This window comes from Pseudomonas sp. Tn43 (assembly GCF_014192635.1).
GTDB lineage: Bacteria > Pseudomonadota > Gammaproteobacteria > Pseudomonadales > Pseudomonadaceae > Aquipseudomonas.
The window spans coordinates 791,414-817,466 of sequence record NZ_JACHYG010000001.1 but is presented as its reverse complement, the minus strand read 5'-3'; the positions used below and the strand labels follow the sequence as shown (position 1 = coordinate 817,466).

The 26,053-nt window shown below is 59.2% G+C and carries 20 protein-coding genes and 5 tRNA genes; 18 read left to right on the top strand and 7 right to left on the bottom strand.

Annotation, left to right across the window (positions count from 1 at the left end; translation table 11 throughout):
- Positions 1-18 precede the first annotated feature (18 nt).
- Positions 19-1,302: a phage integrase central domain-containing protein gene (locus FHW68_RS03695; RefSeq protein WP_183678842.1), complete on the bottom strand. Its 1,284-nt coding sequence runs from the start codon at positions 1,300-1,302 to the stop codon at positions 19-21.
- 156 nt (positions 1,303-1,458) lie between these two features.
- Positions 1,459-1,534: transfer RNA gene (locus FHW68_RS03690), tRNA-Asn, on the bottom strand.
- A gap of 225 nt (positions 1,535-1,759) precedes the next feature.
- Between FHW68_RS03690 and FHW68_RS03685 the strand changes: the two genes are divergently transcribed.
- Entirely contained in the window at positions 1,760-1,990 is a 231-nt protein-coding gene (locus FHW68_RS03685) for a hypothetical protein (RefSeq protein ID WP_008007186.1), read from the top strand.
- Here the strand turns inward: FHW68_RS03685 and FHW68_RS03680 are convergent.
- Positions 1,987-2,187, bottom strand: a complete 201-nt coding sequence (locus FHW68_RS03680) for a hypothetical protein (protein ID WP_183678841.1) — start codon at positions 2,185-2,187, stop codon at positions 1,987-1,989. The two genes, FHW68_RS03685 and FHW68_RS03680, sit on opposite strands and share 4 nt — an antisense overlap.
- Positions 2,188-2,426: 239 nt before the next feature.
- Positions 2,427-3,623, bottom strand: a complete 1,197-nt coding sequence (locus FHW68_RS03675) for an amino acid aminotransferase (protein ID WP_095634577.1) — start codon at positions 3,621-3,623, stop codon at positions 2,427-2,429.
- A gap of 337 nt (positions 3,624-3,960) precedes the next feature.
- Here FHW68_RS03675 and uvrB point away from each other — a divergent pair, with 337 nt between their 5' ends.
- From uvrB to FHW68_RS03610, 13 genes are all read left to right on the top strand, one after another.
- The gene (gene uvrB, locus FHW68_RS03670) at positions 3,961-5,976 is read left to right on the top strand and encodes an excinuclease ABC subunit UvrB (protein ID WP_183678840.1); all 2,016 of its coding nucleotides are present in this window, start codon (positions 3,961-3,963) and stop codon (positions 5,974-5,976) included.
- Between the two features lie 196 nt (positions 5,977-6,172).
- On the top strand, positions 6,173-7,654 hold the full coding sequence (gltX, locus tag FHW68_RS03665; RefSeq protein ID WP_183678837.1) for a glutamate--tRNA ligase: 1,482 nt from the start codon (positions 6,173-6,175) through the stop codon (positions 7,652-7,654).
- 190 nt (positions 7,655-7,844) lie between these two features.
- Positions 7,845-7,920 (top strand) — tRNA-Ala (locus tag FHW68_RS03660).
- Between the two features lie 79 nt (positions 7,921-7,999).
- Positions 8,000-8,075: transfer RNA gene (locus FHW68_RS03655), tRNA-Glu, on the top strand.
- A 53-nt stretch (positions 8,076-8,128) separates the two neighbouring features.
- A tRNA-Ala gene (locus FHW68_RS03650) sits at positions 8,129-8,204 on the top strand.
- 80 nt (positions 8,205-8,284) lie between these two features.
- A tRNA-Glu gene (locus tag FHW68_RS03645) sits at positions 8,285-8,360 on the top strand.
- A gap of 180 nt (positions 8,361-8,540) precedes the next feature.
- Positions 8,541-9,080 carry a TetR/AcrR family transcriptional regulator gene (locus FHW68_RS03640; RefSeq protein WP_095633302.1) on the top strand — a complete coding sequence of 180 codons (540 nt, stop codon included), beginning with the start codon at positions 8,541-8,543 and terminating at the stop codon, positions 9,078-9,080.
- 30 nt (positions 9,081-9,110) lie between these two features.
- Positions 9,111-9,944, top strand: a complete 834-nt coding sequence (locus FHW68_RS03635) for an alpha/beta fold hydrolase (RefSeq protein ID WP_183678835.1) — start codon at positions 9,111-9,113, stop codon at positions 9,942-9,944.
- Positions 9,945-9,992: 48 nt separating this feature from the next.
- Positions 9,993-10,430: a thioesterase family protein gene (locus FHW68_RS03630; protein ID WP_183678833.1), complete on the top strand. Its 438-nt coding sequence runs from the start codon at positions 9,993-9,995 to the stop codon at positions 10,428-10,430.
- Between the two features lie 173 nt (positions 10,431-10,603).
- On the top strand, positions 10,604-11,563 hold the full coding sequence (locus FHW68_RS03625) for a tRNA-dihydrouridine synthase (protein ID WP_183678831.1): 960 nt from the start codon (positions 10,604-10,606) through the stop codon (positions 11,561-11,563).
- Between the two features lie 120 nt (positions 11,564-11,683).
- Positions 11,684-12,130: an Hsp20 family protein gene (locus FHW68_RS03620; RefSeq protein ID WP_095633298.1), complete on the top strand. Its 447-nt coding sequence runs from the start codon at positions 11,684-11,686 to the stop codon at positions 12,128-12,130.
- 187 nt (positions 12,131-12,317) lie between these two features.
- Complete coding sequence (locus FHW68_RS03615; RefSeq protein WP_183678829.1) at positions 12,318-13,016, top strand: DUF1266 domain-containing protein; 699 nt, start codon at positions 12,318-12,320, stop codon at positions 13,014-13,016.
- Positions 13,013-15,694, top strand: a complete 2,682-nt coding sequence (locus tag FHW68_RS03610; protein WP_183678828.1) for a DUF805 domain-containing protein — start codon at positions 13,013-13,015, stop codon at positions 15,692-15,694. The genes FHW68_RS03615 and FHW68_RS03610 overlap by 4 nt, the downstream gene beginning before the upstream one ends.
- Here the strand turns inward: FHW68_RS03610 and FHW68_RS03605 are convergent.
- From FHW68_RS03605 to FHW68_RS03595, 3 genes are all read right to left on the bottom strand, one after another.
- On the bottom strand, positions 15,691-17,382 hold the full coding sequence (locus FHW68_RS03605; protein ID WP_183678826.1) for a molecular chaperone HscC: 1,692 nt from the start codon (positions 17,380-17,382) through the stop codon (positions 15,691-15,693). The two genes, FHW68_RS03610 and FHW68_RS03605, sit on opposite strands and share 4 nt — an antisense overlap.
- Positions 17,383-17,496: 114 nt before the next feature.
- Positions 17,497-20,775 (bottom strand): bifunctional diguanylate cyclase/phosphodiesterase, encoded by a 3,279-nt coding sequence (locus tag FHW68_RS03600; RefSeq protein ID WP_183678824.1) that lies wholly within the window; start codon positions 20,773-20,775, stop codon positions 17,497-17,499.
- 83 nt (positions 20,776-20,858) lie between these two features.
- Positions 20,859-21,749, bottom strand: coding sequence for a LysR family transcriptional regulator (locus tag FHW68_RS03595; RefSeq protein ID WP_095633296.1), 891 nt, complete (start codon positions 21,747-21,749; stop codon positions 20,859-20,861).
- A 161-nt stretch (positions 21,750-21,910) separates the two neighbouring features.
- Between FHW68_RS03595 and leuC the strand changes: the two genes are divergently transcribed.
- From leuC to leuB, 4 genes are all read left to right on the top strand, one after another.
- Positions 21,911-23,329, top strand: coding sequence for a 3-isopropylmalate dehydratase large subunit (gene leuC / locus FHW68_RS03590; protein WP_183678822.1), 1,419 nt, complete (start codon positions 21,911-21,913; stop codon positions 23,327-23,329).
- A 10-nt stretch (positions 23,330-23,339) separates the two neighbouring features.
- Positions 23,340-23,984 carry a 3-isopropylmalate dehydratase small subunit gene (leuD, locus tag FHW68_RS03585; protein WP_183678820.1) on the top strand — a complete coding sequence of 215 codons (645 nt, stop codon included), beginning with the start codon at positions 23,340-23,342 and terminating at the stop codon, positions 23,982-23,984.
- A 138-nt stretch (positions 23,985-24,122) separates the two neighbouring features.
- On the top strand, positions 24,123-24,890 hold the full coding sequence (locus tag FHW68_RS03580; RefSeq protein ID WP_095633293.1) for a class I SAM-dependent methyltransferase: 768 nt from the start codon (positions 24,123-24,125) through the stop codon (positions 24,888-24,890).
- Positions 24,891-24,948: 58 nt separating this feature from the next.
- Positions 24,949-26,031 (top strand): 3-isopropylmalate dehydrogenase, encoded by a 1,083-nt coding sequence (leuB, locus tag FHW68_RS03575; protein ID WP_183678818.1) that lies wholly within the window; start codon positions 24,949-24,951, stop codon positions 26,029-26,031.
- Positions 26,032-26,053 lie beyond the last annotated feature (22 nt).

The window sequence follows — 26,053 nt, the reverse complement described above, 5'->3', positions numbered from 1 at the left end:
GATATGAGGACCGAGCGCTTACTCAGTTGCGCCACGTTTTGCTTTTAGGCGAGTGACATTCGCACCCGTCTGATTGACGAATTCGCGTGGGCTGACATGCTTCTGCTGATTAGCCTCAAGGTAGCGACTCCACCAGTTCATGATCAGCCTGCGCTCCTCGATGAACTCGGCCTTGTGGATGTAAGCGGCGCGGACGTTGTTGCGTTCCTTGTGGCTCATCTGTCGCTCGATGGCTGTGTCCGTCCACAAACCTGACTCGATCAGTGCGCTGCAGGCCATCGAACGAAACCCATGCCCACAGATCTCGGATTTGGTGTCGTACCCCATCTTCCGAAGCGCGCTGTTCACCGTGTTTTCAGACATTGGTTTCCAAGACTTGGTATCGCCTGCGAACACCAAGTCAAATTTGCCTGTGATTGCGTGGATCTGCTCGAGCAGGGCGATCGCTTGCGGCGATAAGGGTACAAGATGGATATCGCCTGCCATCTTCGTACCCCTTGTGGAAAAGGGTACGCCTTCCAACGCTGGTCGCGTGTCGGGTATTTCCCAGACGGCACGTTTGAGGTCGAACTCGCTCCAGCGGGCGAAGCGCAGCTCGCTGGAGCGTACAAACACGTGCAGCGACAGCAAGACCGTCAGCCGGGTAAGTGCGCGGCCTTTATAGGTGTCGATCCGTTCCTGCAATTCAGGCAAGCGCGATAAGGATAAGGCGGGGCGGTGGACGACCCGCGAGGCTTTGATTGAGCCTACGAGGTCGTAAGCAGGGTTTACGGTGATAAGCCGGAGGCGCTTTGCCTCGCGCATGATGCTCTGCAGGTAGTTTTGTACCCTTAAAGCAATGTCTATCGTTCCGCGCTTCTTAATCGCGTCCAGGGGGCGCATAAGGTCGTGGGTATCTAGATCGACAATGACGCGGGCGCCGATCAGCGGGAAAAGGTGAGTTTTGAGGCGACTCATCACTGTCTTGGAATAGTCCGGTGCCCACTTGGCTGACATTTCCGTGTGCCAGCCGAGGGCAACGCTTTCAAAGGTGCGGCCTTTGATCAAAGCGTCCGTCTTGGCTTGGTTCTTGGCTCCTATGGGGTCAATGCCATCCGCTAGCATTCGCTTGACCTCCAAGCGCTTGCGGCGCGCATCGGCGAGGCCAACGATGGGGTAGTTGCCGAATGAGGTCAGTCCTTCCCGGCCATTGGGTTGGACTAGAAGGTAAAGGCCGTCGCCGTCGAAAAGCTTGTAGGCGCGGTCGGTGGGCTTGGCCGAATGGCAAGCGGCGTCGGAGAGTGGAGCAGTAGTGCGCGACATAAGGGTACTCCCTTTTATCGAACTGACCTTTATCCCAAACTCTTAAAATGGCTGGTACCCACCGGAATCCGACAGAACGCCAAAACGAAAAAACCCGCCATAAGGCGGGTTTTTCGGGGGGGCAGAGATTTTGGAAGCCTTCTCTGGAACCTTGTCTGGCTCCACGACCTGGACTCGAACCAGGGACCCAGTGATTAACAGTCACTTGCTCTACCAACTGAGCTATCGCGGAATGGCGCCTATGTTACTGATTCAAAAAGAGAAGTCAAGCCTCTGTCGGCAGTTTGATGTTTTCATCGGATCAGAGGGGGGTATCGGCCATTGGCGGTTACCAGAATCGCGGTAGAGGTCTACCATGGTCGCCCGGAAGTGGTGACACGCGCTGCCGGCCCTCAGCCGAAAAGGTATGCGCCATGAATCACCCAATCCTCACACGTCAAAACAGCGGGGTGTTCGCATGAGCATCGCTCAGATCAGCCTGCCCAAAGGCGTTGGTCCGCACGCCGAAAAACTGTTCGACGCAATCACTCAGGCCAGCACCGCTGACGAATTGAATCGCGCGGGCGGCAAGGCCGAAGGTTTTGTCCTGGGCCTGGAAAGCACCAAGGCGATTAAAAGCCAGGTGGCCGAGTCGCTTTATGTGGCCTATGACGACGCGGCCAGCCAGCGTGCAACCGAATTGGCTTAACCGCCGAAGGTGATGGTGCCAAGCATCAGCTTGGCGTACAGCATCGTGGCGCCCAGTTGTACCAGCCACAACGCCAGACCGCCAAGGAACACGCCCGCAGCCACTTGCAGCACCAGGTTATTACCGCGTTTGGCCGAAGAGCGGGGTACGAAGTAGTCCAGCTCGTCGCGGTCGGCGCGTAGGTCATCGTTTTTCATGTGGGTTTCTCAAGAATTCTCGGATGTACTCATAACCTGTGGGAGCCGGGCTTGCCCGCGATAGCGGTCGATCAGCCAACATAAATGTTGAATGTGATGGTTTCATCGCAGGCAAGTCCGGCTCCCACAGTGGGGATGGTGTGCAGTCTAGAGGGCTTGGCCATCGGGTCGAGAGATATCTGCGATCCATAAAAAAACGGGAAGCCCTTTGGCTTCCCGTTTTCGTATCACGCGAGGACTCAGATCACCTGAACGATGGCCTTGGTCACGGCGTCGATGTTGCTCTGGTTCAGCGCGGCAACGCAGATGCGGCCGGTATCCAGTGCATAGATGCCGAACTCGCTGCGCAAGCGGGTAACCTGCTCAACCGTCAAGCCGGAGTAGGAGAACATGCCGCGCTGACGACCCACGAAGCTGAAATCGCGCTGTGGTGCGTTTTTCGCCAGCAGGTCGACCATCTGGGTGCGCATGCCGCGAATCCGCAGGCGCATTTCTGCCAGTTCCTCTTCCCACTGGGCGCGCAATACCGGGCTGTTCAGCACGGCGGCGACGATGCTTGCGCCATGGGTTGGCGGGTTGGAGTAGTTGGTGCGGATCACGCGTTTGACTTGCGACAATACGCGCGCGCCTTCTTCTTTCGATTCGCTGACGATCGACAGGGCGCCAACGCGCTCGCCGTACAGCGAGAAGGATTTGGAGAACGAACTGGAAACGAAGAAGGTCAGGTCCGATTCGGCGAACAGGCGCACGGCCGCGGCGTCTTCATCGATACCGTCGCCAAAGCCCTGGTAAGCCATGTCGAGGAACGGCACGTGACCTTTGGCCTTGACCACTTCCAGCACGTTTTTCCAGTCTGCCGGGCTCAGGTCCACGCCGGTCGGGTTGTGGCAGCAAGCGTGCAGCACAACGATAGAGCCGGACGGCAAGGCGTTCAGGTCTTCCAGCAGGCCGACGCGGTTAACGTCGTGGGTGGCGGCGTCGTAGTAGCGATAGTTCTGCACCGGGAAACCAGCGGTTTCGAACAGCGCGCGGTGGTTTTCCCAGCTCGGGTCGCTGATGGCAACGACGGCGTTCGGCAGCAGTTGCTTGAGGAAGTCAGCGCCGATTTTCAGCGCGCCAGTACCGCCAACGGCTTGGGTGGTGATAACCCGGCCAGCGGCGATCAGCGGTGAATCATTGCCGAACAGCAGTTTTTGCACGGCCTGGTCGTAGGCGGCGATGCCGTCGATCGGCAAGTAACCACGGGAAACGTGTTGAGCAGCGCGAATCGTCTCGGCTTCGACAACGGCGCGCAGGAGTGGAATTCGCCCCTCCTCGTCGCAGTAAACACCGACCCCCAGGTTGACCTTGTTGGTGCGGGTATCGGCATTGAATGCTTCGTTGAGGCCCAGGATTGGATCGCGTGGTGCCATTTCGACAGCGGAGAACAGGCTCATTATTGCGGCGGCTCTGAATGGAGTATGGAGGGACGTGTCGCGCTCCAGCCGAATGCACTAGAGCGGTGCACAAACGGGGAGCTAGTATAGAGGCCATCAGCGATTGATGGCGACAGGCGATTCGGCTTTTACCGTAAGTTTTTCCAATTATTTTTCGATCGCGGGTCGGGTGGTGTCGTCATAGGTTTTACCCGATGCAGGACGTTTGCCTTGAAAGCGATGGCAATCGGCTCCACATTGAGCACAATCCAGTTTTTTCCTCGGGCGACATCGGTCGTTTGTGGTTTTTTTCGTCGCTGTCCGGTTTGACCGTACAGGCGCGAATCCAGAGGTACTTATGTCTGAATTCCAGCTAGTCACCCGCTTCGAGCCCGCCGGCGATCAGCCGGAAGCCATCCGCTTGATGGTCGAGGGCATTGAGGCCGGGCTGTCGCACCAGACGTTGCTCGGTGTGACCGGCTCGGGCAAGACCTTCAGCATCGCCAACGTGATCGCCCAGATACAGCGCCCGACGCTGGTGCTGGCGCCCAACAAGACGCTGGCCGCGCAGTTGTATGGCGAATTCAAGGCGTTTTTCCCGCACAACGCTGTTGAATACTTCGTGTCTTACTACGACTACTACCAGCCCGAAGCCTACGTGCCGTCGTCCGACACCTTCATCGAGAAGGATGCCTCGATCAACGACCACATCGAGCAGATGCGCCTTTCCGCCACCAAGGCGCTGCTGGAGCGCAAGGACACGATCATCGTCACCACGGTGTCCTGCATCTACGGTCTGGGCAGCCCGGAAACCTATTTGAAGATGGTGTTGCACGTCGATCGCGGCGATAAGCTCGACCAGCGCGCGCTGCTGCGTCGCCTGGCGGACCTGCAATACACCCGCAACGACATGGATTTCGCCCGGGCGACCTTCCGGGTGCGCGGCGATGTGATTGATATTCATCCGGCGGAATCCGATTTCGAGGCGATCCGCATCGAGCTGTTCGATGACGAAGTGGAGAGCCTGTCCGCCTTCGATCCGTTGACCGGTGAAGTCATCCGCAAACTGCCGCGTTTTACCTTCTATCCGAAGAGCCATTACGTGACCCCGCGGGAAACCCTGCTCGAAGCTACCGAAGGGATAAAGATCGAATTGCAGGAACGCCTGGAATACCTGCGTTCCAATAACAAACTGGTGGAAGCTCAGCGACTGGAGCAGCGCACCCGTTTTGATCTGGAGATGATCCTGGAGCTTGGTTACTGCAACGGCATCGAAAACTATTCGCGCTACCTGTCGGGACGAGCCGCCGGTGAGGCGCCGCCCACTTTGTTTGATTACTTGCCGGCCGATGCCTTGCTGGTGATCGACGAATCCCACGTCAGCGTGCCGCAAGTTGGCGCTATGTATAAGGGGGACCGTTCACGCAAAGAGACGCTGGTGGAGTACGGCTTCCGTCTGCCCTCTGCGCTGGACAACCGGCCGATGCGTTTCGACGAGTTCGAAAGCATCAGCCCCCAAACGATTTTTATCTCGGCCACGCCAGGCAATTACGAAGCGGAACATGCCGGCCGAGTGGTCGAGCAACTGGTGCGTCCGACAGGCCTGGTGGACCCGCAAATCGAAATTCGCCCGGCGTTGACTCAGGTCGACGACTTGCTCTCGGAAATCACCAAGCGCGTGGCCCTGGAGGAGCGGGTGCTGGTTACCACGCTGACCAAACGCATGTCCGAAGATTTGACCGATTACCTGGCCGACCATGGCGTGCGCGTGCGCTATCTGCATTCGGACATCGACACCGTGGAGCGGGTCGAAATTATCCGTGACTTGCGCCTTGGCGTCTTCGATGTGCTGGTGGGGATCAACCTGCTGCGTGAAGGCCTGGACATGCCCGAAGTCTCGCTGGTGGCGATTCTCGACGCGGACAAGGAAGGCTTCCTGCGTTCCGAGCGCTCGCTGATCCAGACCATCGGTCGGGCGGCGCGCAACCTCAATGGGCGGGCAATTCTGTATGCGGATCGCATCACCGGTTCCATGGAGCGTGCGATCGGCGAAACCGAGCGTCGTCGCGACAAGCAGATCGCCTTCAACCTGGCCAATGGCATCACGCCGAAGGGTGTGTTCAAGGACGTCGCCGACATCATGGAAGGCGCGGTTGTGCCGGGTTCGCGCAGCAAGAAGCGCAAAGGCATGGCCAAGGCCGCCGAGGAAAGTGCCAGGTACGAGGCCGAACTGCGCTCGCCAAGCGAGATCAGCAAACGCATTCGTCAGCTGGAAGAAAAAATGTACCAGCTCGCCCGCGACCTGGAATTCGAAGCGGCGGCTCAGCTGCGCGACGAAATCGGCAAGTTGCGCGAGCGGTTGATCGCTGTTTGATTTTTGTGTTGTCTGTGAGGGCCTCTTCGCGGGCAAGCCTCGCTCCTACGGGGGTCGTGTCGGCGAGGCTTGCCCGCGAAAGGTGCACCATGGTCCAAAACTTCTTAAATACCCCGCTCACTGGAGCCGGGCAGTGATCGCCTGTTACCATTCGCCTCTTGTTTGATCTTCGCTTTTATTCTTTTCGAGACATGCCATGACCACCGTCCGCACTCGCATCGCGCCATCGCCTACCGGGGACCCCCATGTAGGTACCGCTTACATCGCTTTGTTCAACTACTGCTTTGCCAAGCAGCATGGCGGTGAGTTCATCCTGCGTATCGAAGACACCGATCAACTGCGTTCGACCCGCGAGTCCGAACAGCAGATTTACGATGCCCTGCGCTGGTTGGGTATCGACTGGAGCGAAGGCCCGGATGTCGGCGGCCCGCACGGTCCTTATCGGCAGAGCGAGCGCGGCGATATCTATCAGAAGTACTGCCAGCAATTGGTCGACATGGGTCATGCCTTTCCGTGCTTCTGCACGGCTGAAGAACTGGACCAGATGCGCGCCGAGCAAATGGCGCGTGGCGAAACCCCGCGTTACGACGGCCGTGCGCTATTGCTCTCCAAGGAAGAAGTTGCGCGCCGCCTGGCCGCCGGCGAGCCACACGTCATCCGCATGAAAGTGCCGACCGAAGGCGTTTGCGTCGTGCCTGACATGCTGCGTGGCGACGTCGAGATCCCGTGGGATCGCATGGACATGCAAGTGCTGATGAAGACCGACGGCTTGCCGACGTACTTCCTGGCCAACGTTGTCGATGACCACTTGATGGGCATCACCCACGTTTTGCGCGGTGAAGAATGGCTGCCTTCGGCGCCGAAACTGATCCTCTTGTACGAATACTTTGGCTGGGAACAACCGCAGCTGTGCTACATGCCGCTGCTGCGTAACCCGGACAAGAGCAAGCTGTCCAAGCGCAAGAACCCGACCTCGGTGACGTTCTACGAGCGCATGGGGTTCATGCCTGAAGCGATGCTCAACTACCTGGGCCGTATGGGCTGGTCGATGCCGGACGAGCGGGAGAAGTTCTCGTTGCAGGAAATGGTCGACAATTTCGACCTTAAGCGCGTCTCTCTCGGCGGGCCGATTTTCGACATCGAGAAGTTGTCGTGGCTCAACGGCCAGTGGCTGCGTGACCTGTCGGTGGAAGAGTTTGCCGTGCGCGTGCAGAAGTGGGCGCTGAATCCTGAATACATGATGAAGATTGCACCGCACGTGCAGGGCCGGGTTGAAATCTTCAGCCAGGTCGCGCCGCTTGCCGGCTTCTTCTTTGCCGGTGGCGTGAACCCGGATGCCAAGCTGTTCGAGTCCAAGAAACTCTCGGGCGATCAGGTCCGTCAGTTGATGCAGTTGATTCTGTGGAAGCTGGAAAGCCTGCGTCAGTGGGACAAGGACAGCATTACTGCAACCATCCAGTCGGTGGTCGAATCCCTGGAGCTGAAGCTGCGGGATGCCATGCCGCTGATGTTCGCCGCGATCACAGGCCAGGCCAGCTCGGTTTCGGTGCTCGATGCGATGGAAATCCTCGGGCCGGACCTGACCCGTTTCCGTCTGCGCCAGGCTATTGACCTGTTGGGCGGCGTGTCGAAGAAGGAAAACAAGGAGTGGGAAAAACTGTTGGGTAATATCGCCTAAACGGCGTTTCACTCTGTAGGAGCTGCCGAAGGCTGCGATCTTTTGATCTCGATCTTCGGTGCTGCCCCCGAATTTACGGGGGGAGGGCGGTAAGTGATTGTTATGGCGACAAAAAATTTTGGAAATTGTTGAAAATAAGTTTGACAGCCTTCCGATGCGCCATTAAGATTCGCCCCGTCCTCAGCGATGAGGGGCTATAGCTCAGCTGGGAGAGCGCTTGCATGGCATGCAAGAGGTCGACGGTTCGATCCCGTCTAGCTCCACCAATTTACACTTCAAGGCCTGGCCACACCGGCCTTGAAGCGATCAACACTCAGCGTTGATCAGTTGTATAGAAGGGTTTGCGTCCCCTTCGTCTAGTGGCCTAGGACACCGCCCTTTCACGGCGGTAACAGGGGTTCGAGTCCCCTAGGGGACGCCAGTTTTACAGAAGCGATGTTGCAAGATGTCGCTCCGCCGCGAGGCGAAAAATCCGGGGCTATAGCTCAGCTGGGAGAGCGCTTGCATGGCATGCAAGAGGTCGACGGTTCGATCCCGTCTAGCTCCACCAATTTTACAGTTCAAGGTCTGGCCACACCGGCCTTGAATCGATCAGCTCTCAGCACTGATCAGTTGTATAGAAGGGTTTGTGTCCCCTTCGTCTAGTGGCCTAGGACACCGCCCTTTCACGGCGGTAACAGGGGTTCGAGTCCCCTAGGGGACGCCACGATTACCCGCTCTGCGGGATTTTTAAGGGTCATTCAATTATTGAATGGCCCTTTTGTTTGTCTGGCGTTTGGCAAACTCTCCTTTTTCCTCAAACTTTCTTCAGACCAGCGGTCACATCCACGACTTGCGAAAAATTATTATGAGAATAATATTCTATTCGTAATATTCGGAGGCAACGATGAACGATAAAAAAGCTCAAACCCGCGAACGCATCCTCAAGGCTGCCAGCTCAGCGCTGATTCAGCGCGGCCCGGCCGAGCCGAGCGTGGGCGAAGTGATGGGCGCGGCCGGCCTGACGGTCGGCGGCTTCTACGCGCACTTCGAAAGCAAGGACGCATTGATGCTGGAAGCATTCAAGCAGTTACTCAGCCATCGTCGTGGCTTGATCGCCGACATGGATGCCGAGCTGACCGGCGAAGAGCGGCGCGCGTTGGTTGCAGCGTTCTATCTGTCGCGCAAACACCGTGATTCCATCGAACAGGCATGTCCGATTCCGGCATCGGTCGGCGAGTTGGGCCGTCTGCCGGACGAATTTCGTGTGGCATTGAATGAGCATATCGAATTGATGGTCGCGCAGTTGGCGGCCAGCCCGGAAGAGGCCGACAAAGCCTTGGCCGACATGGCCTTGATGGTCGGTGGTTTGGCTCTGGCACGGGCGCTGGGGCCAGGAGAGTTATCCGATCGATTACTGCGCGCTGCCAAGTCGGCAGTGCTATGACCTGAAGGCTCCAGCCTGAGGAGATGGGCGATGAACACGTTGAGCTGGGTTCGTGGCGTTAATGGCACCTTGGGCTGGTTCGCGCCGAAACTGGTGGCGAGCAAGATGCGTCTGGCGTTCATGACGCCGCGGCAATTGCAGCCGCGTGACTGGGAGTTGCCGCTGCTGGCGAAGTCCGAACGAATCACCTTGCGCTTCGGCCTCTCGGCGCTGCGTTGGGGGCAGGGGCCGGCGGTGTTGTTGATGCACGGTTGGGAAGGCCGGCCGACACAGTTTGCCGCGCTGATCACCGCGCTGGTGGATGCCGGTTACACCGTGGTTGCCCTGGACGGTCCGGCTCACGGTCGCTCGCCTGGTCGCGAGGCTAATGTGGTGCTGTTCGCTCGGGCCATGCTCGAAGCGGCTGCTGAATTGCCGCCGCTGCAAGCGGTGATCGGTCACTCCATGGGCGGCGCCAGTGCCATGCTTGCGGTTCAGTTGGGCTTGCGCACCGAAACCCTGGTCTCGATCGCCGCCCCGGCGCGAATTCTCGGGGTACTGCGTGGGTTCGCACGTTATGTGCGCCTGCCGCCCAAAGCGCGTTCGGCGTTTATTCGCCAGATTGAGAAAGATGTCGGTATGCGCGCTGCCGCGCTGGATGTTGCGCGCTATCAGCTCGATATGCCGGGGTTGATCGTCCATGCCGAGGACGACAACTTTGTTCCGGTCAAGGAATCCCAATTGATCCACGAAGCCTGGTTCGACAGCCGTCTGTTGCGCCTGGAAGAGGGCGGGCATCAGCGGGTGCTGGCCGATCCGCGGGTGATCGACGGCGTTCTTTCGCTGCTGGCCGGTCGCAGTCTGCAATCGCGCCAATCGGCCTGAGCATCCGTTACACTGCCCCGGTCGAAATAATCTGACCAGGAGTGGGGCATGGGCTGGGATCGGGCAACGCCGTTTATCATTGATCTGGAAGTGGACGCCGAGGACATCGACGGGTTGGGCCATGCGAACAACGCGGTGTACGTGACCTGGCTCGAGCGTTGCGCCTGGCGCCATTCGCAACGGCTCGGGCTGGATCTGGTCGAGTACCGGCGGCTGGACCGGGCAATGGCAGTGGTGCGCCACGAGATCGATTACCTGGCGGCGGCCTATGAGGGCGACGAGCTGCAACTGGCAACCTGGATTGTCGATTGGGATCAGCGCTTGAAAATGACCCGCCACTTCCAGCTCAAGCGGCCCAGCGACAACACCACGTTGCTGCGGGCGCAAACCACTTTCGTGTGCATCGAACTGTCGACCGGCAGGCCCAAGCGCATGCCGGCGGAATTCATCGAGGGCTATGGTCCTGCGTTGCAAGTTCCAAGCTGACACGATCCTGTGGCGAGGGGGCAAGTCCCCGTTGGGTTGCGTAGCGATCCCCCGAATTTTACGACTGCTACGCAGCCGAACGGGGGCAAGCCCCCTCGCCACAGAGGTATGCGCAAGTCTTTCCTTAGATTATCCAGTAAACTGCCGCACGTTTTTCGTTGAGTGTGTTTTTCATGCAAATTGCTTTGGCGCCCATGGAGGGGTTGGTCGACAACATCCTGCGGGACGTGCTGACCCGTGTGGGCGGTATCGATTGGTGCGTGACCGAATTCATTCGGATCAACGATCAGCTGCTAACGCCTGCCTATTACCACAAGTTCGGCCCGGAACTGCTGACTGGCGCCCGAACCGCGTCCGGCGTGCCGCTGCGTGTGCAACTGCTGGGCTCCGATCCGGTGTGCCTGGCGGAAAACGCCGCACTGGCCTGCGAGTTGGGTTCCGAGGTCATCGACCTGAACTTCGGCTGCCCGGCCAAGACCGTCAACAAATCCCGTGGCGGCGCGGTGCTACTCAAAGAACCTGAACTGCTAAACCAAATCGTCGAACACGTCCGTCGCGCGGTGCCAGCGCATATTCCGGTCACCGCCAAGATGCGCCTCGGATTCGACAGCCCGGACGGTGCGCTGGTTTGCGCCACGGCCCTGGCTGAAGGCGGGGCGGCGCACATCGTGGTTCACGCGCGGACCAAGACCGATGGCTACAAGCCGCCAGCTCACTGGGAATGGATTCCTCGGGTGCAGGACGTGGTCAACGTGCCGGTGTTTGCCAACGGCGATATCTGGAGCGTCGAGGGCTGGCGTCGTTGCCGCGAGATCAGCGGCGTCGAGGACATCATGCTCGGGCGCGGCCTGGTATCGCGTCCGGATCTGGCCCGGCAGATCGCCGCCGCTCGCGCCGGTGAAGACATCGTGGAAATGTCCTGGGCCGAGCTGCTGCCGCTGATTCAGGACTTCTGGCTGCAAGCCAAGGCGCAAATGACGCCACGCCAATCGCCGGGTCGCTTGAAGCAGTGGCTGGCGATGCTGACCCGCAATTATCCCGAAGCGGTAGAGCTGTTCACCGTCCTGCGGCGTGAGACGGAACTGGATAATGTCTCGCGTTTACTGGGGCTTCAGGTGTCTGAGGCGGCCTGAAAAAATCTTCAAATAATCTCTTGAAAAGCAATCAGCGGTCCCTATCTAAGGATTACGCGATGCCGAATTCGGGTCGCGGAGACAAAAAAACTTGCTGATTATGTTCAGGAGATTTGAATCATGAGTACTGCATTTTCCCTGGCCCCACTGTTCCGTTCCTCGGTAGGTTTCGACCGTTTCAACGACCTGTTCGAAACCGCCCTGCGTAATGAGCCAGGCAGCACCTATCCACCCTACAACGTTGAAAAATACGGTGATGATCAATACCGCATTGTTGTAGCGGCCGCCGGTTTCCAGGAAGAAGACCTGGACCTGCAAGTGGAAAAAGGTGTGCTGACCATCAGTGGTGGCAAACGTGACACGGACGAAAACGTCACCTATCTGTACCAAGGCATCGCTCAGCGCGCCTTCAAACTGTCGTTCCGTCTGGCGGACCACATTGAAATCAAGGCCGCCGAACTGCGCAACGGTTTGTTGAGTATCGACCTGCTGCGCGTGATTCCGGAAGAAGCGAAAGCCAAACGCATCCCGATCAACGGGACGGAAAAACCGGCTCTGCAGCATTGAGTCATTCGAAGAAATACATTCGTTTGAACCGGCTGTAACCCGCGGAATGTAGGCCCCGACTTGTCGGGGCCTTTTTTTATACACCAAAAACCATCACGCAAACTTTGCTGCCTTGCGGCGCTTTCTCTACAATCCGCGCCAGTTTGGCCGCCCCCCATCCTGCCAGGTCGGCCCGGAGCTTTTTTTCATGGAAGAGATACAACAGCGTTGGCTGTGCGGTCTATCTGCGCCGATGGTAGCCCTCAATCCAGGCGCCGATTACAACGAGCCTGCTTTCTACTCCGCCCCGCAATTCATCGACCTGCAATGCAGCTGGGGCATCAACAACCGGCCGCAGTTGTTGGGCATGCTCGAAAGAATGACCGATAACGGCCACGCCACCCACCTCGCAAATGCGTATCGCTCATGGCAGCGCTGTTTGCCCAGTGAGTGGCAGGCGTTGCTCGAGACGCTGGATACGCGCGAGCGCATCTTGCATGAGTTTGCCAGTCGTACGTATAGCGGCTGCGGGGCGGGTGGTATTCAGGCGTGGGACTTGGGGCGTATGGGGTTTCTCTTGCGTTGTGGAGTGCGCAACGAGTGGATCGATCTGTGCGAGAGCCTCTGGCTGCATAGTCGGCTCGCGGTGAGGGCGCAATATCACTACGGCAGCTGGTTTTCTTATTTCAATGGGTTTCTGGCCGGCCGCGCATTCTGGGGGTGTCTGAGCAGCAGTGAGCAAACGCTCGCTTACGAACTGGACCGACAAGGGGAGTGTTCCAGCAGTCAGCGCATCGCTCACGGCCTGAACCGAAACGTGCCTTCTTTCCTGGCCGACTTGCCCTGGCATTTGGACCTCAACTTACCGCCACGCCCGGCGTCCCTTGAGGAGTTCGACTGGTCATGAGTTGCTGGATACGCCTGGGCATAGAGCCCACCAAAGACCAGACACTGATTCGAAATGCCTACCGCGCGCGTCTGCCGGAGCATCATCCGGAGAGTGATCCCGAGGGCTTTCAGGCACTGCGTGAGGCCTATGAAAGTGCCAACCGTTTCGCTCGTCATGAAGAGGACGAAATCGAGGATGAAGGCGTTGCTGCCCTCGAGGTTCCGCAGACCTTGGTGGATCTTTACGCATTACTCGAAGATCCGGCCCGGCGCTTTAACCTGGAGGCCTGGCAAGCATTTGTCAAAGCGTTGGATCAGTTGCCTCTGGATGCTCTTGATGACCTCAGTTGGGGGCTGTTCCATGCATTAGCCAATGCCGGGTCGCTGTCTTACTGCTGTGCGAATCTGCTGGCGCAACGGATGGGTTGGGAGCACCAGCTGCTGGATCTGGAGTTCGAGCAGGCCAATAAAGTTGAACAGTTCCTGCAACGCATCAAGACGCCAGATCCATTCGACACGACACTGATGAGCGGCTGGTCCGAGCCTGCGCAGATGGAAACCCTGTGGTATGCCCGCAGTCTCGACTACCTCTTCGAGCATCGTCCGCTCCGTGAATTCGAAGACTTTGCCAGCCATCACACCTGTTTGCCGCTGCCGGCGGACGAAGCATTCATCAAGCGTTTGCTCGTGCAGCTCACTCAGGCGGGTATTGGTGGTGCAGGTCTGCAGCGGCTGTGTGTCGAACAACAGAGCCAAACGCCAGACGATGTCGATTGGCTTTATTTGTTGGCTTGTCAAAGCAGTTTATTGGGTCTTGAGGATCAGGCGCTGCCTTGCTGGATCCAGCTCTGGCTGGAGTATCGTCATCCGAAGGCTGAAAGTTACTTGCTGGAGCTTTGCGCCAAACGTCAGCCAGACTTTCTCGCGCTGCTGATTCAGGCATTCGACCGTCTGGGAAATTTCCGTGACTGGTCCCATGACCTCGATGATGCCACTCAAGAATATGGTAGCCCTTCACAGCGCCCCGAAACGCTGGCTCGCTGGCTCGGGGTCGGGCAACTCAATCTGCCAGGTTTGGCAGGCGCCTTTGTCGATTGGCGAATGGCGGGGGATGAACTGCCTCTGCTGGCACTGCTACTAGGAGAGCATGCGGATTCCCGGTTACAGCGTTTGTACCGGCATGCATGGGCCTTGCATCGTGGGGATGTGTGGTTGTTGCAACAAATATTGGACGAGCCGCATCCGTTCGATGCTCTTGAGGGGCTGGTGCTGAGCGGGTTCAAGTATCAGGCGGAGCAGCAGCTCCGTTGGTTGAATCAGGCGCCGATTCCATTGGCAATGAAGGCATTTCTCAACAGTCGTTCAGTTGAACCGCAACTGGCCGATGAACTGGCAAAAGGCGAGCCGCACAATATTTGTCGCCTGTGGCTGCGCAGGCTGCGGGTTTACGATCAGTCTGCCCTGGTGCGGATCGATCAGGCCTTTGACTTGCTGGACGCAGAAGCGGATGCGAACTTGCGCAGCTTGAACCTGCTGGTCCAATTGGGGCAGCGAGGCGCGGTCCTGCCGGACATTGCGCAAGGCGAGGCCGCATGGCAATGGCACGCTCAAACGGTATTCCTGCTGGCATTGCTCGAACAGCCCGAGCGTTGGCTGGCGTTGATCGATACGCAATGCCTAGAGCGACTGGAGGTCAATCCGGCTCATCCCCTGAGTCGGCTCCAGCCGTTATTGCGGCGTTTGCAGCGTGAGCAAGGTAATTGCACCGGTTTGCTGGGGTGGCTGCAAGGTGCCGATCCGGTCCATGGCTTGCTCGTGCAGCAGCTGTTCAATGTGCAACAGGCCCTCGACAGCGCAGCGCTGCCCGGTAATGCGCAACTCTACACCTGTATTGAAAGTGATCCTGACGCATGCGGTGAGGATTTGTTGGGGCTGATGCTGCTCTGGGGTGTGCTGTATCACGATCCGAGCCTTGATGCCGAGCAGCATCGCGCACTGTTGCAATCCATCGCCGCTATCAGTTGTGAAGATGACTGGTTCGAAGCGTTTCGTGATGGTTTGATCAAAGGAGATCCTGTTTGGCCGCCGCGCAAAGTGCTGACGGATTTCGATGTCGACAAGCTGCTGGTCTATGAAGTCCTCGATACGCTGAGAAGCCTGATTCGTTATGGCGCGGCAGGAGTGCCGAGGACCAAGGTGCTGCAACAGTTGCAGCGCGGCAAGGATGACACCGCTAACAGTGTCGGCCTGCGTCTGGCTTTGACTGCCTTGCTGTCCTGGAGCGAACGCTTGCTGCTGGCCAAAAGCGACACGCGCCCGGTACCGTCTGCAGCGGTCTGGCGCTTGGGCACGCGATTGGGACGCAAGGCGTTTATCGGGCAGATGCTGGGGTGTGTGGTGATCACCCCGATCGTGACGCTGCTCAGCGGCATCGCCATCTCGGGGATTGTCATGCTGCTACTGGGTATCGCATTGTTGCTCAGTGCGATTCTGCGCCGGCTGCATGATATCGGCCGCGGGATTCCCACCCTGCTGATTATTGCCTGCCTGACGCCGGTCGTGCCGTTCCTGCCTCTGGTGTTGTTCGGCTTTCCCGGCGACAGGCTGCCTAACCGCTATGGTGTGCCGCCGGACAGCGCCGGTGAGGACACGCTGCCCGGTGGTTTGCAGGCGACCCTGCGGCGGCTTAACGGCTAAAGGCGCAGTTGATCCAGCGCTTTATTGAGTTGTGATCGATGGCTGGCAATCTCCACCGATTGCTGGCCACCGAGCACGGCGGTAAAGGCATCCAGCCAACCGGCAATTTGTTCGCGCTCATCGCCCAGGCTCTGCGTCCACGCCCGCTCCAGTCGTGCCAGCAGCGTGCGATTGGGCAGCGCGTCCCGTGGATGGATTTTCAGGGTGCTGAGCCGTTCATGGCTGTTTTGCCGTGACTGCGGATCGAGTCCGGTGGGGCTGCGATCGATGCTGTGGCTGTGGCGTTCGCCGCTCGCCAGCAGGGTCACGTCAACTTCAAGCAGACCGTTGATGTCGTAGCTGAAGCGCACATCCAGGGCCTGTGTCTGGTCGCCGGGTGTCACTGGGACGTCGAAGGCATCAATGAAAATATTGTCCCGCACCCACGGCCGTTCACCCTGATAAACCGCGATACGGATTTGGTCTTGCTGCGGATGGGTGGTGTAAAAGCGTTGCACCCGAGACGTCGGGATCACGGTGTTGCGTTCGATGATCGGCGAGAAGGTACCGCTGACGTCTTCACCGCGACTGGTCGAGATACCCAGTGTGTACGGGCAGACGTCGGTCAGGATCAGCTCCTCGATTGCGCTATCGCGGGCCTTGCACGCCGCCTGGGTGGCGGCGCCCAGTGCGACAATCGTGTCCGGATCGAGATGGCGATAGGGCAACCGCCCGAACAGGGTGGCGACCATCTGCTGCACGGCTGGCATCCGCGTAGCGCCGCCGACCAGCACCAGGCTGTCGAGGTCCCGGGGCTTGAGCCGTGCATCGCGCAGGGCTTGTTCGATGGGCGCGCGCAACCGGGCCAGCAGCGGCTCCCAGATTTTCAGTGCGGCGGCCTCATCCAGCGACCACTCGCGCAAGACGCCGGCGGATTTCCAGTTCAAATGCTGGGTGCCTTCACTGAGTTTGCATTTGAGTTGCTCCAGAGCATCGCCCAGGCTGGCCAACCCCTGGCCGTCGATCAGCTGCGGGGTGAGTTGCCAGTCTTTCAGGCAGGCCTGTAGCAACGCCGCAGTGAAGTCTTCGCCGCCGAGGAAGTTGTCACCGGTGGAAGCATGCACTTCAATCAGTGGCAGTGCGTATTCAAGTACCGTGACATCGAATGTGCCGCCGCCAAGGTCGAAAATCAACGTACGCTCGAACTTCTGCTCGTGCAGCCCGTACGCCATGGCGGCAGCGGTCGGCTCGTTGATCAGTCGCGACACCGTCAAGCCTGCCAGCTCGGCGGCAAACAGCGTGCGTTTGCGTTGCTCGTCACTGAAGTAGGCCGGCACCGAAATCACTGCCTCATGTACCGGATGGCCCAACCAGGCTTCGGCATCCTGTTTTAGTGAGCTGATCACCAGCGCTGACAGTTCTTCCGGGCTGAATTGCCGCCCGCCCAGTTCGAACTGTTTGTCGCTGCCCATAAAGCGCTTGAACGCCGCCACTGTGCGTTCCGGATGGGTGGTCAGGCGGGCGCGAGCCGCATTGCCAACCAGAATGCTGTCGTCCTCATCGAGGCTGACCACTGAAGGGGTGAGGAAATCGCCAAGGGCATTGGGAATCAACTGTGCCCGACCTTCCTGCCAAACGGCGATCAGGCTATTGGTGGTGCCAAGGTCGATACCCAGCAAGGCCGGGCGGGGGAGGGTTGCATCCTGCATGGTTGATCTCTTTGAGGCGGTGCAAAAAAACGCGACCCTACAGGTTGGGAGAAAACCTGGCAATTGGAGCGCCTGTTACGGAACATCTCCCGTGCGGTGCATCAATGGCCCCGATTATTTGAGCAGTTTCTGAAACTCCTCCACCGGCAACGGCCGGCTGTGCAAATACCCTTGATACAAATGGCAGCCCAGCCCCTGCAAAAACGCCAGTTGCTCCAGGTTTTCCACCCCTTCGGCGATGACTTTCAGCTCCAGACTACGGGCCATGGCGACGATGGCGCGAATGATTTCGGCGTCGTTGGGGTCGGTGGTGGCGTCGCGGATGAACGACTGGTCGATTTTCAGGGTGTCTACCGGCAGGCGCTTGAGGTAGGTCAATGAGGAATAACCGGTACCGAAATCGTCCATGGCGAAGCTCACGCCGAGTTTTTTCAGGCGCCGCATCTTGCTGATGGTGTCGTCCAGGTTCTGGATGACGATGCCTTCGGTGATTTCCAGTTTCAGCAATGAGCAGGGCAGGCCGTGGCTGCCGAGGCTGTGTTCGATGCGTTCGACGAAATCGTTCTGGCGGAATTGTCGGGGGCTGATGTTCACGCACAGGCTGAAATCGAGCGGATTGATCAGCCCCTTGGCGACCAGATGTTTGAAGGCCGCGCAGGCTTCGTCAAGGATCCACGTGCCGACTTCCAGAATCAGCCCGCTGTCTTCCAGCACCTTGATGAACTCGGTGGGCGATTGCGCGCCCAGTTGCGGATGGTGCCAGCGTACCAAGGCTTCGGCGCCGGTAATGCGGTTGTTGCGGGCGTCCACCTGCGGCTGGTATTGCACGCTGAATTCACCCCGGGAAAGGGCCAGGCGCAGGTCGGTTTCCATGCGCAGGCGTTCGCTGGCGGCCTTTTGCATGGTGTTGTGGTACATCTGCGCGGTGTTGCGGCCCGAGTCCTTGGCGCGGTAGAGGGCAATGTCGGCGCGTTTGAGCAGGTCGGTGGGCGTCGAGCCGTGGTCGGGAATGAGCGCGATGCCGATGCTCGGTGTGACTTGCAGGCGCTGTCCGTCGAGGAACATCGGTTCGGACAGCAGTTCGCGCAAAGTATCCGCCAATTCCCGGACCTGAGCGCTGACGGCGCTGCGCGAACCCTCCAGCCCGCTGAGCAGCACCACGAATTCGTCACCGCCCAGGCGCGCGACGGTGTCCTCCATGCGCACGCTGGCTTCGAGGCGCGCGGTGATGATCTTCAGCACCGTATCGCCCACCGGGTGGCCGAGGGAGTCGTTGATGTGCTTGAAATGGTCGAGATCCAGGAACATCAGGGCGCCGCGCAGGTTGTGGCGCTTGAGCAGGGCGATCTGCTGGCTCAGACGATCCATCAACAGCGCGCGGTTGGGCAGGTTGGTCAATGGGTCGTGGTAGGCCAGGTGACGGATTTGTGCTTCGGCATTTTTCAGCAGGCTGACGTCCCGGGCTGTCAGCAGCAGGCACGCGATTTCGTTGAGGGTGATCGGCTCCACCGAGACTTCGACGGTCAGCAACTCCCCGCGTTTGTTGCGCCCGAGCATTTCCTGATGGTGAACCCGGCCTTTGATCTGTAGCTCTGCCAGCAATTCCGAGCGCTGTTTCTCTTCGGCCCAGATGCCGACTTGATACACCGTGCGGCCGATCACTTCATCGGCGCGGTAGCCCGTCAGGCGACAAAAGCCGTCATTGACTTCCAGGTAACGTCCGGTGTCGCGCTCGGTAATGGTGATGGCGTCGGGGCTTGAGTGAAAAGCTTTGGCGAACTTCTCCTCACTGGCCTTGAGCGCCGCTTCCGAACGTTGCTGCTGGGTGATGTCGCGCAGAGTGGTGACGATGCATGGCTGATCGCCGACGCTGATTTGTCGGCTCGATATCACACACGTCAGGGATTGCCCGTTCTTGTGCTGAACGATGATCGCCACATTATTCAGGCCCTGTTCGCGGATGACCCGCTCGATCCTTTGCAGGCTCTTCGCCGAAGCGTCCCACAGGCCGATTTCGTCGGCGCTGCGGCCAATCACGTCGTCGGTGTTCCAGCCGAACGTTTGAGTAAAGCTGGAGTTGATTTCGATGAAATGACCGGTGTCCTGGCGCGTGACGCAAATCGGGTCCGGGCTGACCTGGAACAAGGTGGCGAATTTCTCTTCCGAGGCCACCAATTGCTGTTCGCGCTCCACCTGATCGGTGATGTCCAGCAGCGTGCCGGCCATGCGCAACGGGTTGCCATTGTCGTCGCGATAGAGTCTGGCGCGGCTTTCCAGGTAGCGCGAACTGCCGTCCTGCAACTGCACTCGGTACGTCAGTTGATAATTGCCGGCCGGGCCTTCACGCAAACTGCGGTAGGCGTCGCGCATGCTGTCGCGTTCTTCGCCGGGCACGCCTTCGAAAAATGCATCGAAGGATTCATGGAAGGGTTTGGGGTCCAGTCCATGCAGCTGGGCGGCCCGCGCCGAGCCGTAAAGCATGCCGCTGGGAATGTGCCAGTCCCAAGTGCCGAGTTGCGCCGAATCCAGGGCCAGGTCCAGGCGTTCCTGGCTGTCTTTAAGGGCGTGCTCGGCGATTTTGCGTTCGGTGGTGTCGAGGAATGTGCTCAGCAGATACGGCTGGCCTTCGAGTTCGACCTTTTGCGCGCTGAGGATGCCGTCATGAACCTGCCCGTTGCTGGCACGAAATTGCACCTCCATGTTGATCAGCTCGCCTTTGGCTTTCGTGGCCTTGACCAGTTGCACCCGTTGCTCCGGGTTGACCCATAAGCCCAGTTCCAGCGTGGTTCGGCCAATGGCGTCCTGTACCGGCCAGCCGAACAGGCTTTCGAAATATTGATTGGCTTCGCTGATCAGGCCATCTTCCTGACGGGTCAGCAGGACCATGTTGGGGCACAGGTGAAACAGCGTGGCGAAGCGTTTTTCCGAGCTGCTCAGGGCCTGTTCGCGTTGGCGCTGATGGGTGATTTCACGAATGACTCCAATCATTCGTGGCCGCCCGTTTTTGTCCGGCAGCAGACTGCCATTGATTTCCAGCCAGTGCAGGCTGCCGTCGGGCCAGCGGATGCGATGGTGCATCGCCTGTTCCAGCGGGGCGCCGGCAATCACTGCATGGAAGGCACGGATGGCTTTGGCCCGATCCTCCTGGGGCAGCAGATCGAGGTATTCCAGGTCCTCGGGCAATGGTTGCCGGGGATCGAAGCCGAACAACGCCTGAGTTCCCCGAGACCAACTGATTTGCCCCCGCTCGATGTCCCAATACCAGGCGCCGAGCCGGGCGCCGTTGAGGGCCGCCAGCAATTGCGGGGCACTTTCCCAGCTCTGCTCGGACCGCTTGGGGTCAAGTGCCTGAATTCGCGGCATCGGCGGCATACGTTCAACAGATTTGGGCATGGATAACAGGCCTTGGGCTGAATTGGGCGTTAGGCACAGGGTTTTGGAGCTCTATAGGCGTAGCACAAAAGAAGAAGCACAGCTTAGCCGCGAGTCCCTGGCTGATCGATTTGTGCATCCAACAGGGCCATGAAGGCCCGTGCCGCGTTCGACAGCGTCCGTTCGGTGTGCAGGATATAGCCTAGCTGGCGAGTGAGTTGTATGCCCGGCAAAGGTATGCGCGCCACTTGATCGTCCAGCATGGTGCGCGGCAAAACGCTCCAGGCGAGGCCGATCGAGACCATCATTTTTATGGTTTCCAGATAATTCGTGCTCATGGCGATGTTCGGCGTCAGGCCCTGGGCCTCGAACAGGCGCTGCACGATGTGGTGGGTAAAGGTGTTGCCGCCGGGGAAAACCGCGGGGTGCAGGGCAATATCCGCCAGGCTGACCGGACCGTTAGCGATCAGCGAATGTTCCGGGGCGACCACGAAATCCAGCGGGTCGTCCCATACCGGCGTGGCCTTGACCAGTGCGTGAGGCTCCGGTGCAAGGGTGATTACCGCCAGTTCGGCGCGGCCATGGAGGATTTCTTCGTAAGCCACTTCCGAATCGAGGAACTGAATATCCAGCGCCACTTGTGGATAACGTCGGGTGAACTCCCTTAGTAAGGGTGGCAAACGGTGCAGGCCGATGTGATGACTGGTGGCCAATGTCAGACGACCGGAGATCTCGCCAGTCAGGTTGGTCAGGGCGCGGCGGGTGTCATCCAGTACATTGAGGATCTGATAGGCCCGTGGCAGCAGGGCGCGACCGGCTTCGGTCAAGCTGACTTCCCGGCCCAGTCGATCGAACAGCCGCACCTTCAATTGCTGCTCCAGGCCGGCGATGCGCTTGCTGACGGCGGGTTGCGTCAGGTGCAGCCGTTCGCCAGCGCCGGAGAAGCTTCCAGTTTCGGCAATCGCGATAAAAGCATTGAGGTTGGCGAGGTCCATGATGAGGTCTCAGTGGCATTCCAGTTGGTTATGCAAAGCATAAAAAATATGAATTTGAGTTATTTAATGTAACCCCCTAGGATCGACCTCACAAGCCAAAGGGTTATTGAGATTCCTCAAGGACCCAGGGCATAGAAACAAGCTGATGAGGAAACCGTCTGATGGCCGGCAAAACGCTCTACGACAAGCTCTGGGATTCGCATTTGGTCAAGCAGCGCGACGATGGCTCGGCGCTGATCTATATCGATCGTCACATCATCCACGAAGTGACCTCGCCGCAAGCCTTCGAAGGCCTGCGTCTGGCCGGGCGCAAGCCTTGGCGCATCGATGCCAATATCGCGACCCCGGACCACAACGTTCCGACTACTGCGGAGCGCAAGGGCGGCATCGAAGCGATTGTCGACCAGGTCTCGCGTTTGCAGGTTCAGACCCTTGACGATAACTGTGACGAATACGGCATCGTCGAATTCAAGATGAATGATGTCCGCCAAGGCATCGTCCATGTCATTGGCCCGGAGCAGGGCGCCACCTTGCCGGGCATGACCGTGGTTTGCGGCGACTCCCACACCTCGACCCACGGCGCATTCGGTGCCTTGGCCCACGGGATCGGCACTTCCGAGGTCGAGCACGTGCTCGCCACGCAGTGCCTGGTCGCGAAAAAGATGAAGAACATGCGGGTGTCCGTCGAAGGCCAATTGCCGTTCGGCGTGACCGCCAAGGACATCGTCCTCGCCGTGATCGGCAAAATCGGCACCGCCGGCGGTAATGGCCACGCCATCGAGTTCGCCGGTAACGCGATTCGCGATTTGTCCATTGAAGGCCGCATGACCATCTGCAACATGGCGATCGAGGCCGGTGCTCGCGTAGGCTTGGTAGCCGCCGACGAAAAAACCGTGGCTTACGTCAAAGGCCGTCCATTCGCTCCGAAGGGCGCGGAATGGGATTTGGCTGTCGAGGCCTGGAAAGACCTGGTTTCCGACGCGGATGCGAAGTTCGACACCATCGTCGAGCTCGACGCCACTCAGATCAAACCGCAAGTCAGCTGGGGCACGTCGCCCGAGATGGTCTTGGCCGTGGATCAGAATGTGCCGGACCCTGCGAAGGAAATGGACCTGGTCAAGCGTGATTCCATCGAACGCGCCTTGAAATACATGGGTTTGACTGCCAATCAGGCGATCACCGACATTCAGCTGGACCGCGTATTCATTGGCTCCTGCACCAACTCGCGGATCGAAGACCTGCGCGCCGCCGCGGTGATCGCCAAGGGCCGCAAAGTGGCTTCGACCATCAAACAGGCCATCGTGGTGCCGGGTTCGGGTCTGGTGAAGGCTCAGGCCGAATCCGAAGGCCTGGACAAGATTTTCGTCGAGGCCGGTTTCGAATGGCGTGAGCCAGGTTGCTCGATGTGCCTGGCGATGAACCCGGACCGTTTGGAATCCGGCGAGCATTGCGCGTCGACCTCCAACCGTAACTTCGAAGGCCGTCAGGGCGCCGGTGGCCGTACGCACCTCGTCAGCCCGGCCATGGCCGCCGCCGCGGCGGTGAACGGTCGTTTCATCGACGTTCGTGAATTGATCTGAGGAGCGCAGCATGAAAGCTTTTACCCAGCACACTGGTCTTGTCGCGCCTCTGGATCGTGCCAACGTCGACACGGACCAGATCATCCCGAAGCAATTCTTGAAGTCGATCAAGCGCACCGGGTTCGGCCCGAACCTGTTCGATGAGTGGCGTTACCTGGATGTCGGGCAGCCGTATCAGGACAACTCCAAGCGCCCGCTGAACAAGGATTTCGTCCTCAACGCCGAGCGTTATCAGGGGGCCAGCGTGTTGCTGGCCCGCGAGAACTTCGGTTGCGGCTCCAGCCGCGAACACGCGCCGTGGGCGCTGGAAGAGTACGGTTTCCGTAGCATCATCGCGCCGAGCTATGCCGACATCTTCTTCAACAACAGCTTCAAGAACGGCTTGCTGCCGATCATCCTGAGCGATGCTGAAGTCGATGAGTTGTTCCTGCAGGTTGAGGCGACGCCGGGCTACCAGTTGCAGATCGATCTGCAAGCTCAGACCGTGACCCGTCCGGATGGCAAGGTATTGAATTTTGAAATCGATGCCTTCCGCAAACACTGCCTGCTCAATGGCCTGGACGATATCGGCCTGACCTTGCAGGACCACGAGGCGATTGCCACGTTTGAAGCCAAACACCGCGCGAGCCAGCCGTGGTTGTTTCGTGACGCGTGATTTTGCGTAAGGCTTGATGACGCCTTCGCGGGCAAGCCTCGCTCCTACGGTTGAACTGCATTCCCCTGTAGGAGCGAGGCTTGCCCGCGAAGAAGCCCGCACAGACACCACAAGACTCATCCCCAAAAGGAAGTCCCCATGACCAGCACCGCCCAGCACAGCCAAGTCGTACAAAAGCAATTCGGTGAACAGGCTGCGGCCTATCTGAGCAGCGCCGTACACGCTCAAGGCACTGAATTCGCGCTGCTACAGGCTGAATTGGCGGGGCAGGGCGATGCTCGCGTGCTCGACCTCGGTTGCGGTGCCGGTCATGTGAGTTTTCATGTGGCTTCGCTGGTCAAGGAAGTGGTGGCTTACGACCTGTCTCAGCAGATGCTCGACGTGGTGGCCGCTGCTGCCGTCGATCGCGGCTTGGGCAATGTGTCCACGGTGCTGGGTGCTGCCGAGCGTCTGCCATTTGCCGATGGCGAGTTCGATTTCGTGTTCAGCCGTTATTCGGCGCACCATTGGAGCGACCTCGGACTGGCCCTGCGCGAAGTTCGCCGGGTGCTGAAGCCGGGTGGGGTAGCGGCGTTCGTCGATGTGTTGTCGCCGGGCAGCCCGTTATTCGACACTTACCTGCAAAGCGTCGAAGTGCTGCGCGACACCAGCCACGTGCGCGATTATTCTGCTGGCGAGTGGTTGCGGCAGGTCAGCGAAGCGGGGTTGCATACCCGCAGCACCACGCGCCAACGGCTGCGTCTGGAATACACCTCCTGGGTCGAGCGCATGCGCACGCCGCAGGTGATGCGCGCGGCGATCCGCGCGTTGCAGCAATCGATGGGCAATGAAGTTCGCGAGTATTTTGAGATTGAGGCCGATGGTTCGTTCAGTACCGATGTGCTGGTGCTGATGGCTGAACGATAGGCGCCAAGACTTTTTCGGGTACGCCTGCGGGCGTGCCGACTGATGACATGAGGAAAGCATGAGCAAGCAGATTCTGATTCTTCCGGGTGACGGTATTGGCCCGGAAATCATGGCCGAAGCGGTCAAGGTGCTGGAGCTGGCGAACGACAAGTACAGCCTGGGCTTCGAACTGAGTCATGACGTGATCGGTGGCGCCGCCATCGACCAGCACGGCGTGCCGCTGGCTGATGAAACCCTGGCCCGTGCCCGTGCCGCCGATGCGGTATTGCTGGGCGCCGTGGGCGGTCCGAAATGGGACACCATCGAGCGTGACATCCGCCCTGAGCGCGGTCTGCTGAAAATCCGTGCCCAACTGGGCCTGTTCGGTAACCTGCGTCCGGCAATCCTGTACCCGCAACTGGCCGAGGCTTCCAGCCTGAAGGCAGAGATCGTGGCGGGTCTGGACATCCTGATCGTCCGTGAACTGACCGGCGGTATCTACTTCGGCGCGCCACGTGGCGTGCGTGAACTGGAAAACGGCGAGCGTCAGGCCTACGACACCCTGCCGTACAGCGAGACCGAAATCCGCCGTATCGCCCGTGTCGGTTTCGACATGGCCCGCGTGCGCGGCAAGAAGCTGTGCTCGGTGGACAAGGCCAACGTGCTGGCGTCCAGCCAGCTGTGGCGTGAAATCGTCGAGCAAGTGGCCAAGGATTATCCGGACGTCGAACTGAGCCACATGTACGTCGACAACGCCGCCATGCAACTGGTGCGTGCACCGAAGCAATTCGACGTGATCGTCACCGACAACCTGTTCGGCGACATTCTTTCCGACGAAGCGTCGATGCTCACCGGTTCGATCGGCATGTTGCCCTCGGCGTCGCTGGACGCCAACAACAAAGGCATGTACGAGCCGTGCCACGGTTCGGCGCCGGACATCGCTGGCAAGGGCATTGCCAACCCGTTGGCGACCATTTTGTCGGTGTCGATGATGCTGCGTTACAGCTTCAATCTGCAGGCAGCGGCCGATGCCATCGAACAGGCCGTGAGCCTGGTATTGGATCAGGGCCTGCGCACGGGTGACATCTGGTCGGCTGGTTGCACCAAGGTCGGGACGCAGGAAATGGGCGATGCAGTAGTCGCCGCGCTGCGGAATCTGTAATCTCTTTGGCCCGCTGCAACTT

Bases quoted from the DNA above. Each gene is read 5' to 3' on its own strand.
- FHW68_RS03605 (WP_183678826.1), bottom strand. From the start codon at position 17,382: ATGCAGGATGCAACCCTCCCCCGCCCGGCCTTGCTGGGTATCGACCTT.
- FHW68_RS03685 (WP_008007186.1), top strand. From the start codon at position 1,760: ATGAGCATCGCTCAGATCAGCCTGCCCAAAGGCGTTGGTCCGCACGCC.
- FHW68_RS03595 (WP_095633296.1), bottom strand. From the start codon at position 21,749: ATGGACCTCGCCAACCTCAATGCTTTTATCGCGATTGCCGAAACTGGA.
- FHW68_RS03640 (WP_095633302.1), top strand. From the start codon at position 8,541: ATGAACGATAAAAAAGCTCAAACCCGCGAACGCATCCTCAAGGCTGCC.
- FHW68_RS03580 (WP_095633293.1), top strand. From the start codon at position 24,123: ATGACCAGCACCGCCCAGCACAGCCAAGTCGTACAAAAGCAATTCGGT.
- FHW68_RS03615 (WP_183678829.1), top strand. From the start codon at position 12,318: ATGGAAGAGATACAACAGCGTTGGCTGTGCGGTCTATCTGCGCCGATG.
- leuB (WP_183678818.1), top strand. From the start codon at position 24,949: ATGAGCAAGCAGATTCTGATTCTTCCGGGTGACGGTATTGGCCCGGAA.
- uvrB (WP_183678840.1), top strand. From the start codon at position 3,961: ATGTCTGAATTCCAGCTAGTCACCCGCTTCGAGCCCGCCGGCGATCAG.
- FHW68_RS03610 (WP_183678828.1), top strand. From the start codon at position 13,013: ATGAGTTGCTGGATACGCCTGGGCATAGAGCCCACCAAAGACCAGACA.
- FHW68_RS03635 (WP_183678835.1), top strand. From the start codon at position 9,111: ATGAACACGTTGAGCTGGGTTCGTGGCGTTAATGGCACCTTGGGCTGG.
- FHW68_RS03600 (WP_183678824.1), bottom strand. From the start codon at position 20,775: ATGCCCAAATCTGTTGAACGTATGCCGCCGATGCCGCGAATTCAGGCA.
- FHW68_RS03625 (WP_183678831.1), top strand. From the start codon at position 10,604: ATGCAAATTGCTTTGGCGCCCATGGAGGGGTTGGTCGACAACATCCTG.
- FHW68_RS03620 (WP_095633298.1), top strand. From the start codon at position 11,684: ATGAGTACTGCATTTTCCCTGGCCCCACTGTTCCGTTCCTCGGTAGGT.
- gltX (WP_183678837.1), top strand. From the start codon at position 6,173: ATGACCACCGTCCGCACTCGCATCGCGCCATCGCCTACCGGGGACCCC.
- FHW68_RS03680 (WP_183678841.1), bottom strand. From the start codon at position 2,187: ATGAAAAACGATGACCTACGCGCCGACCGCGACGAGCTGGACTACTTC.
- FHW68_RS03695 (WP_183678842.1), bottom strand. From the start codon at position 1,302: ATGTCGCGCACTACTGCTCCACTCTCCGACGCCGCTTGCCATTCGGCC.
- leuC (WP_183678822.1), top strand. From the start codon at position 21,911: ATGGCCGGCAAAACGCTCTACGACAAGCTCTGGGATTCGCATTTGGTC.
- FHW68_RS03630 (WP_183678833.1), top strand. From the start codon at position 9,993: ATGGGCTGGGATCGGGCAACGCCGTTTATCATTGATCTGGAAGTGGAC.
- FHW68_RS03675 (WP_095634577.1), bottom strand. From the start codon at position 3,623: ATGAGCCTGTTCTCCGCTGTCGAAATGGCACCACGCGATCCAATCCTG.
- leuD (WP_183678820.1), top strand. From the start codon at position 23,340: ATGAAAGCTTTTACCCAGCACACTGGTCTTGTCGCGCCTCTGGATCGT.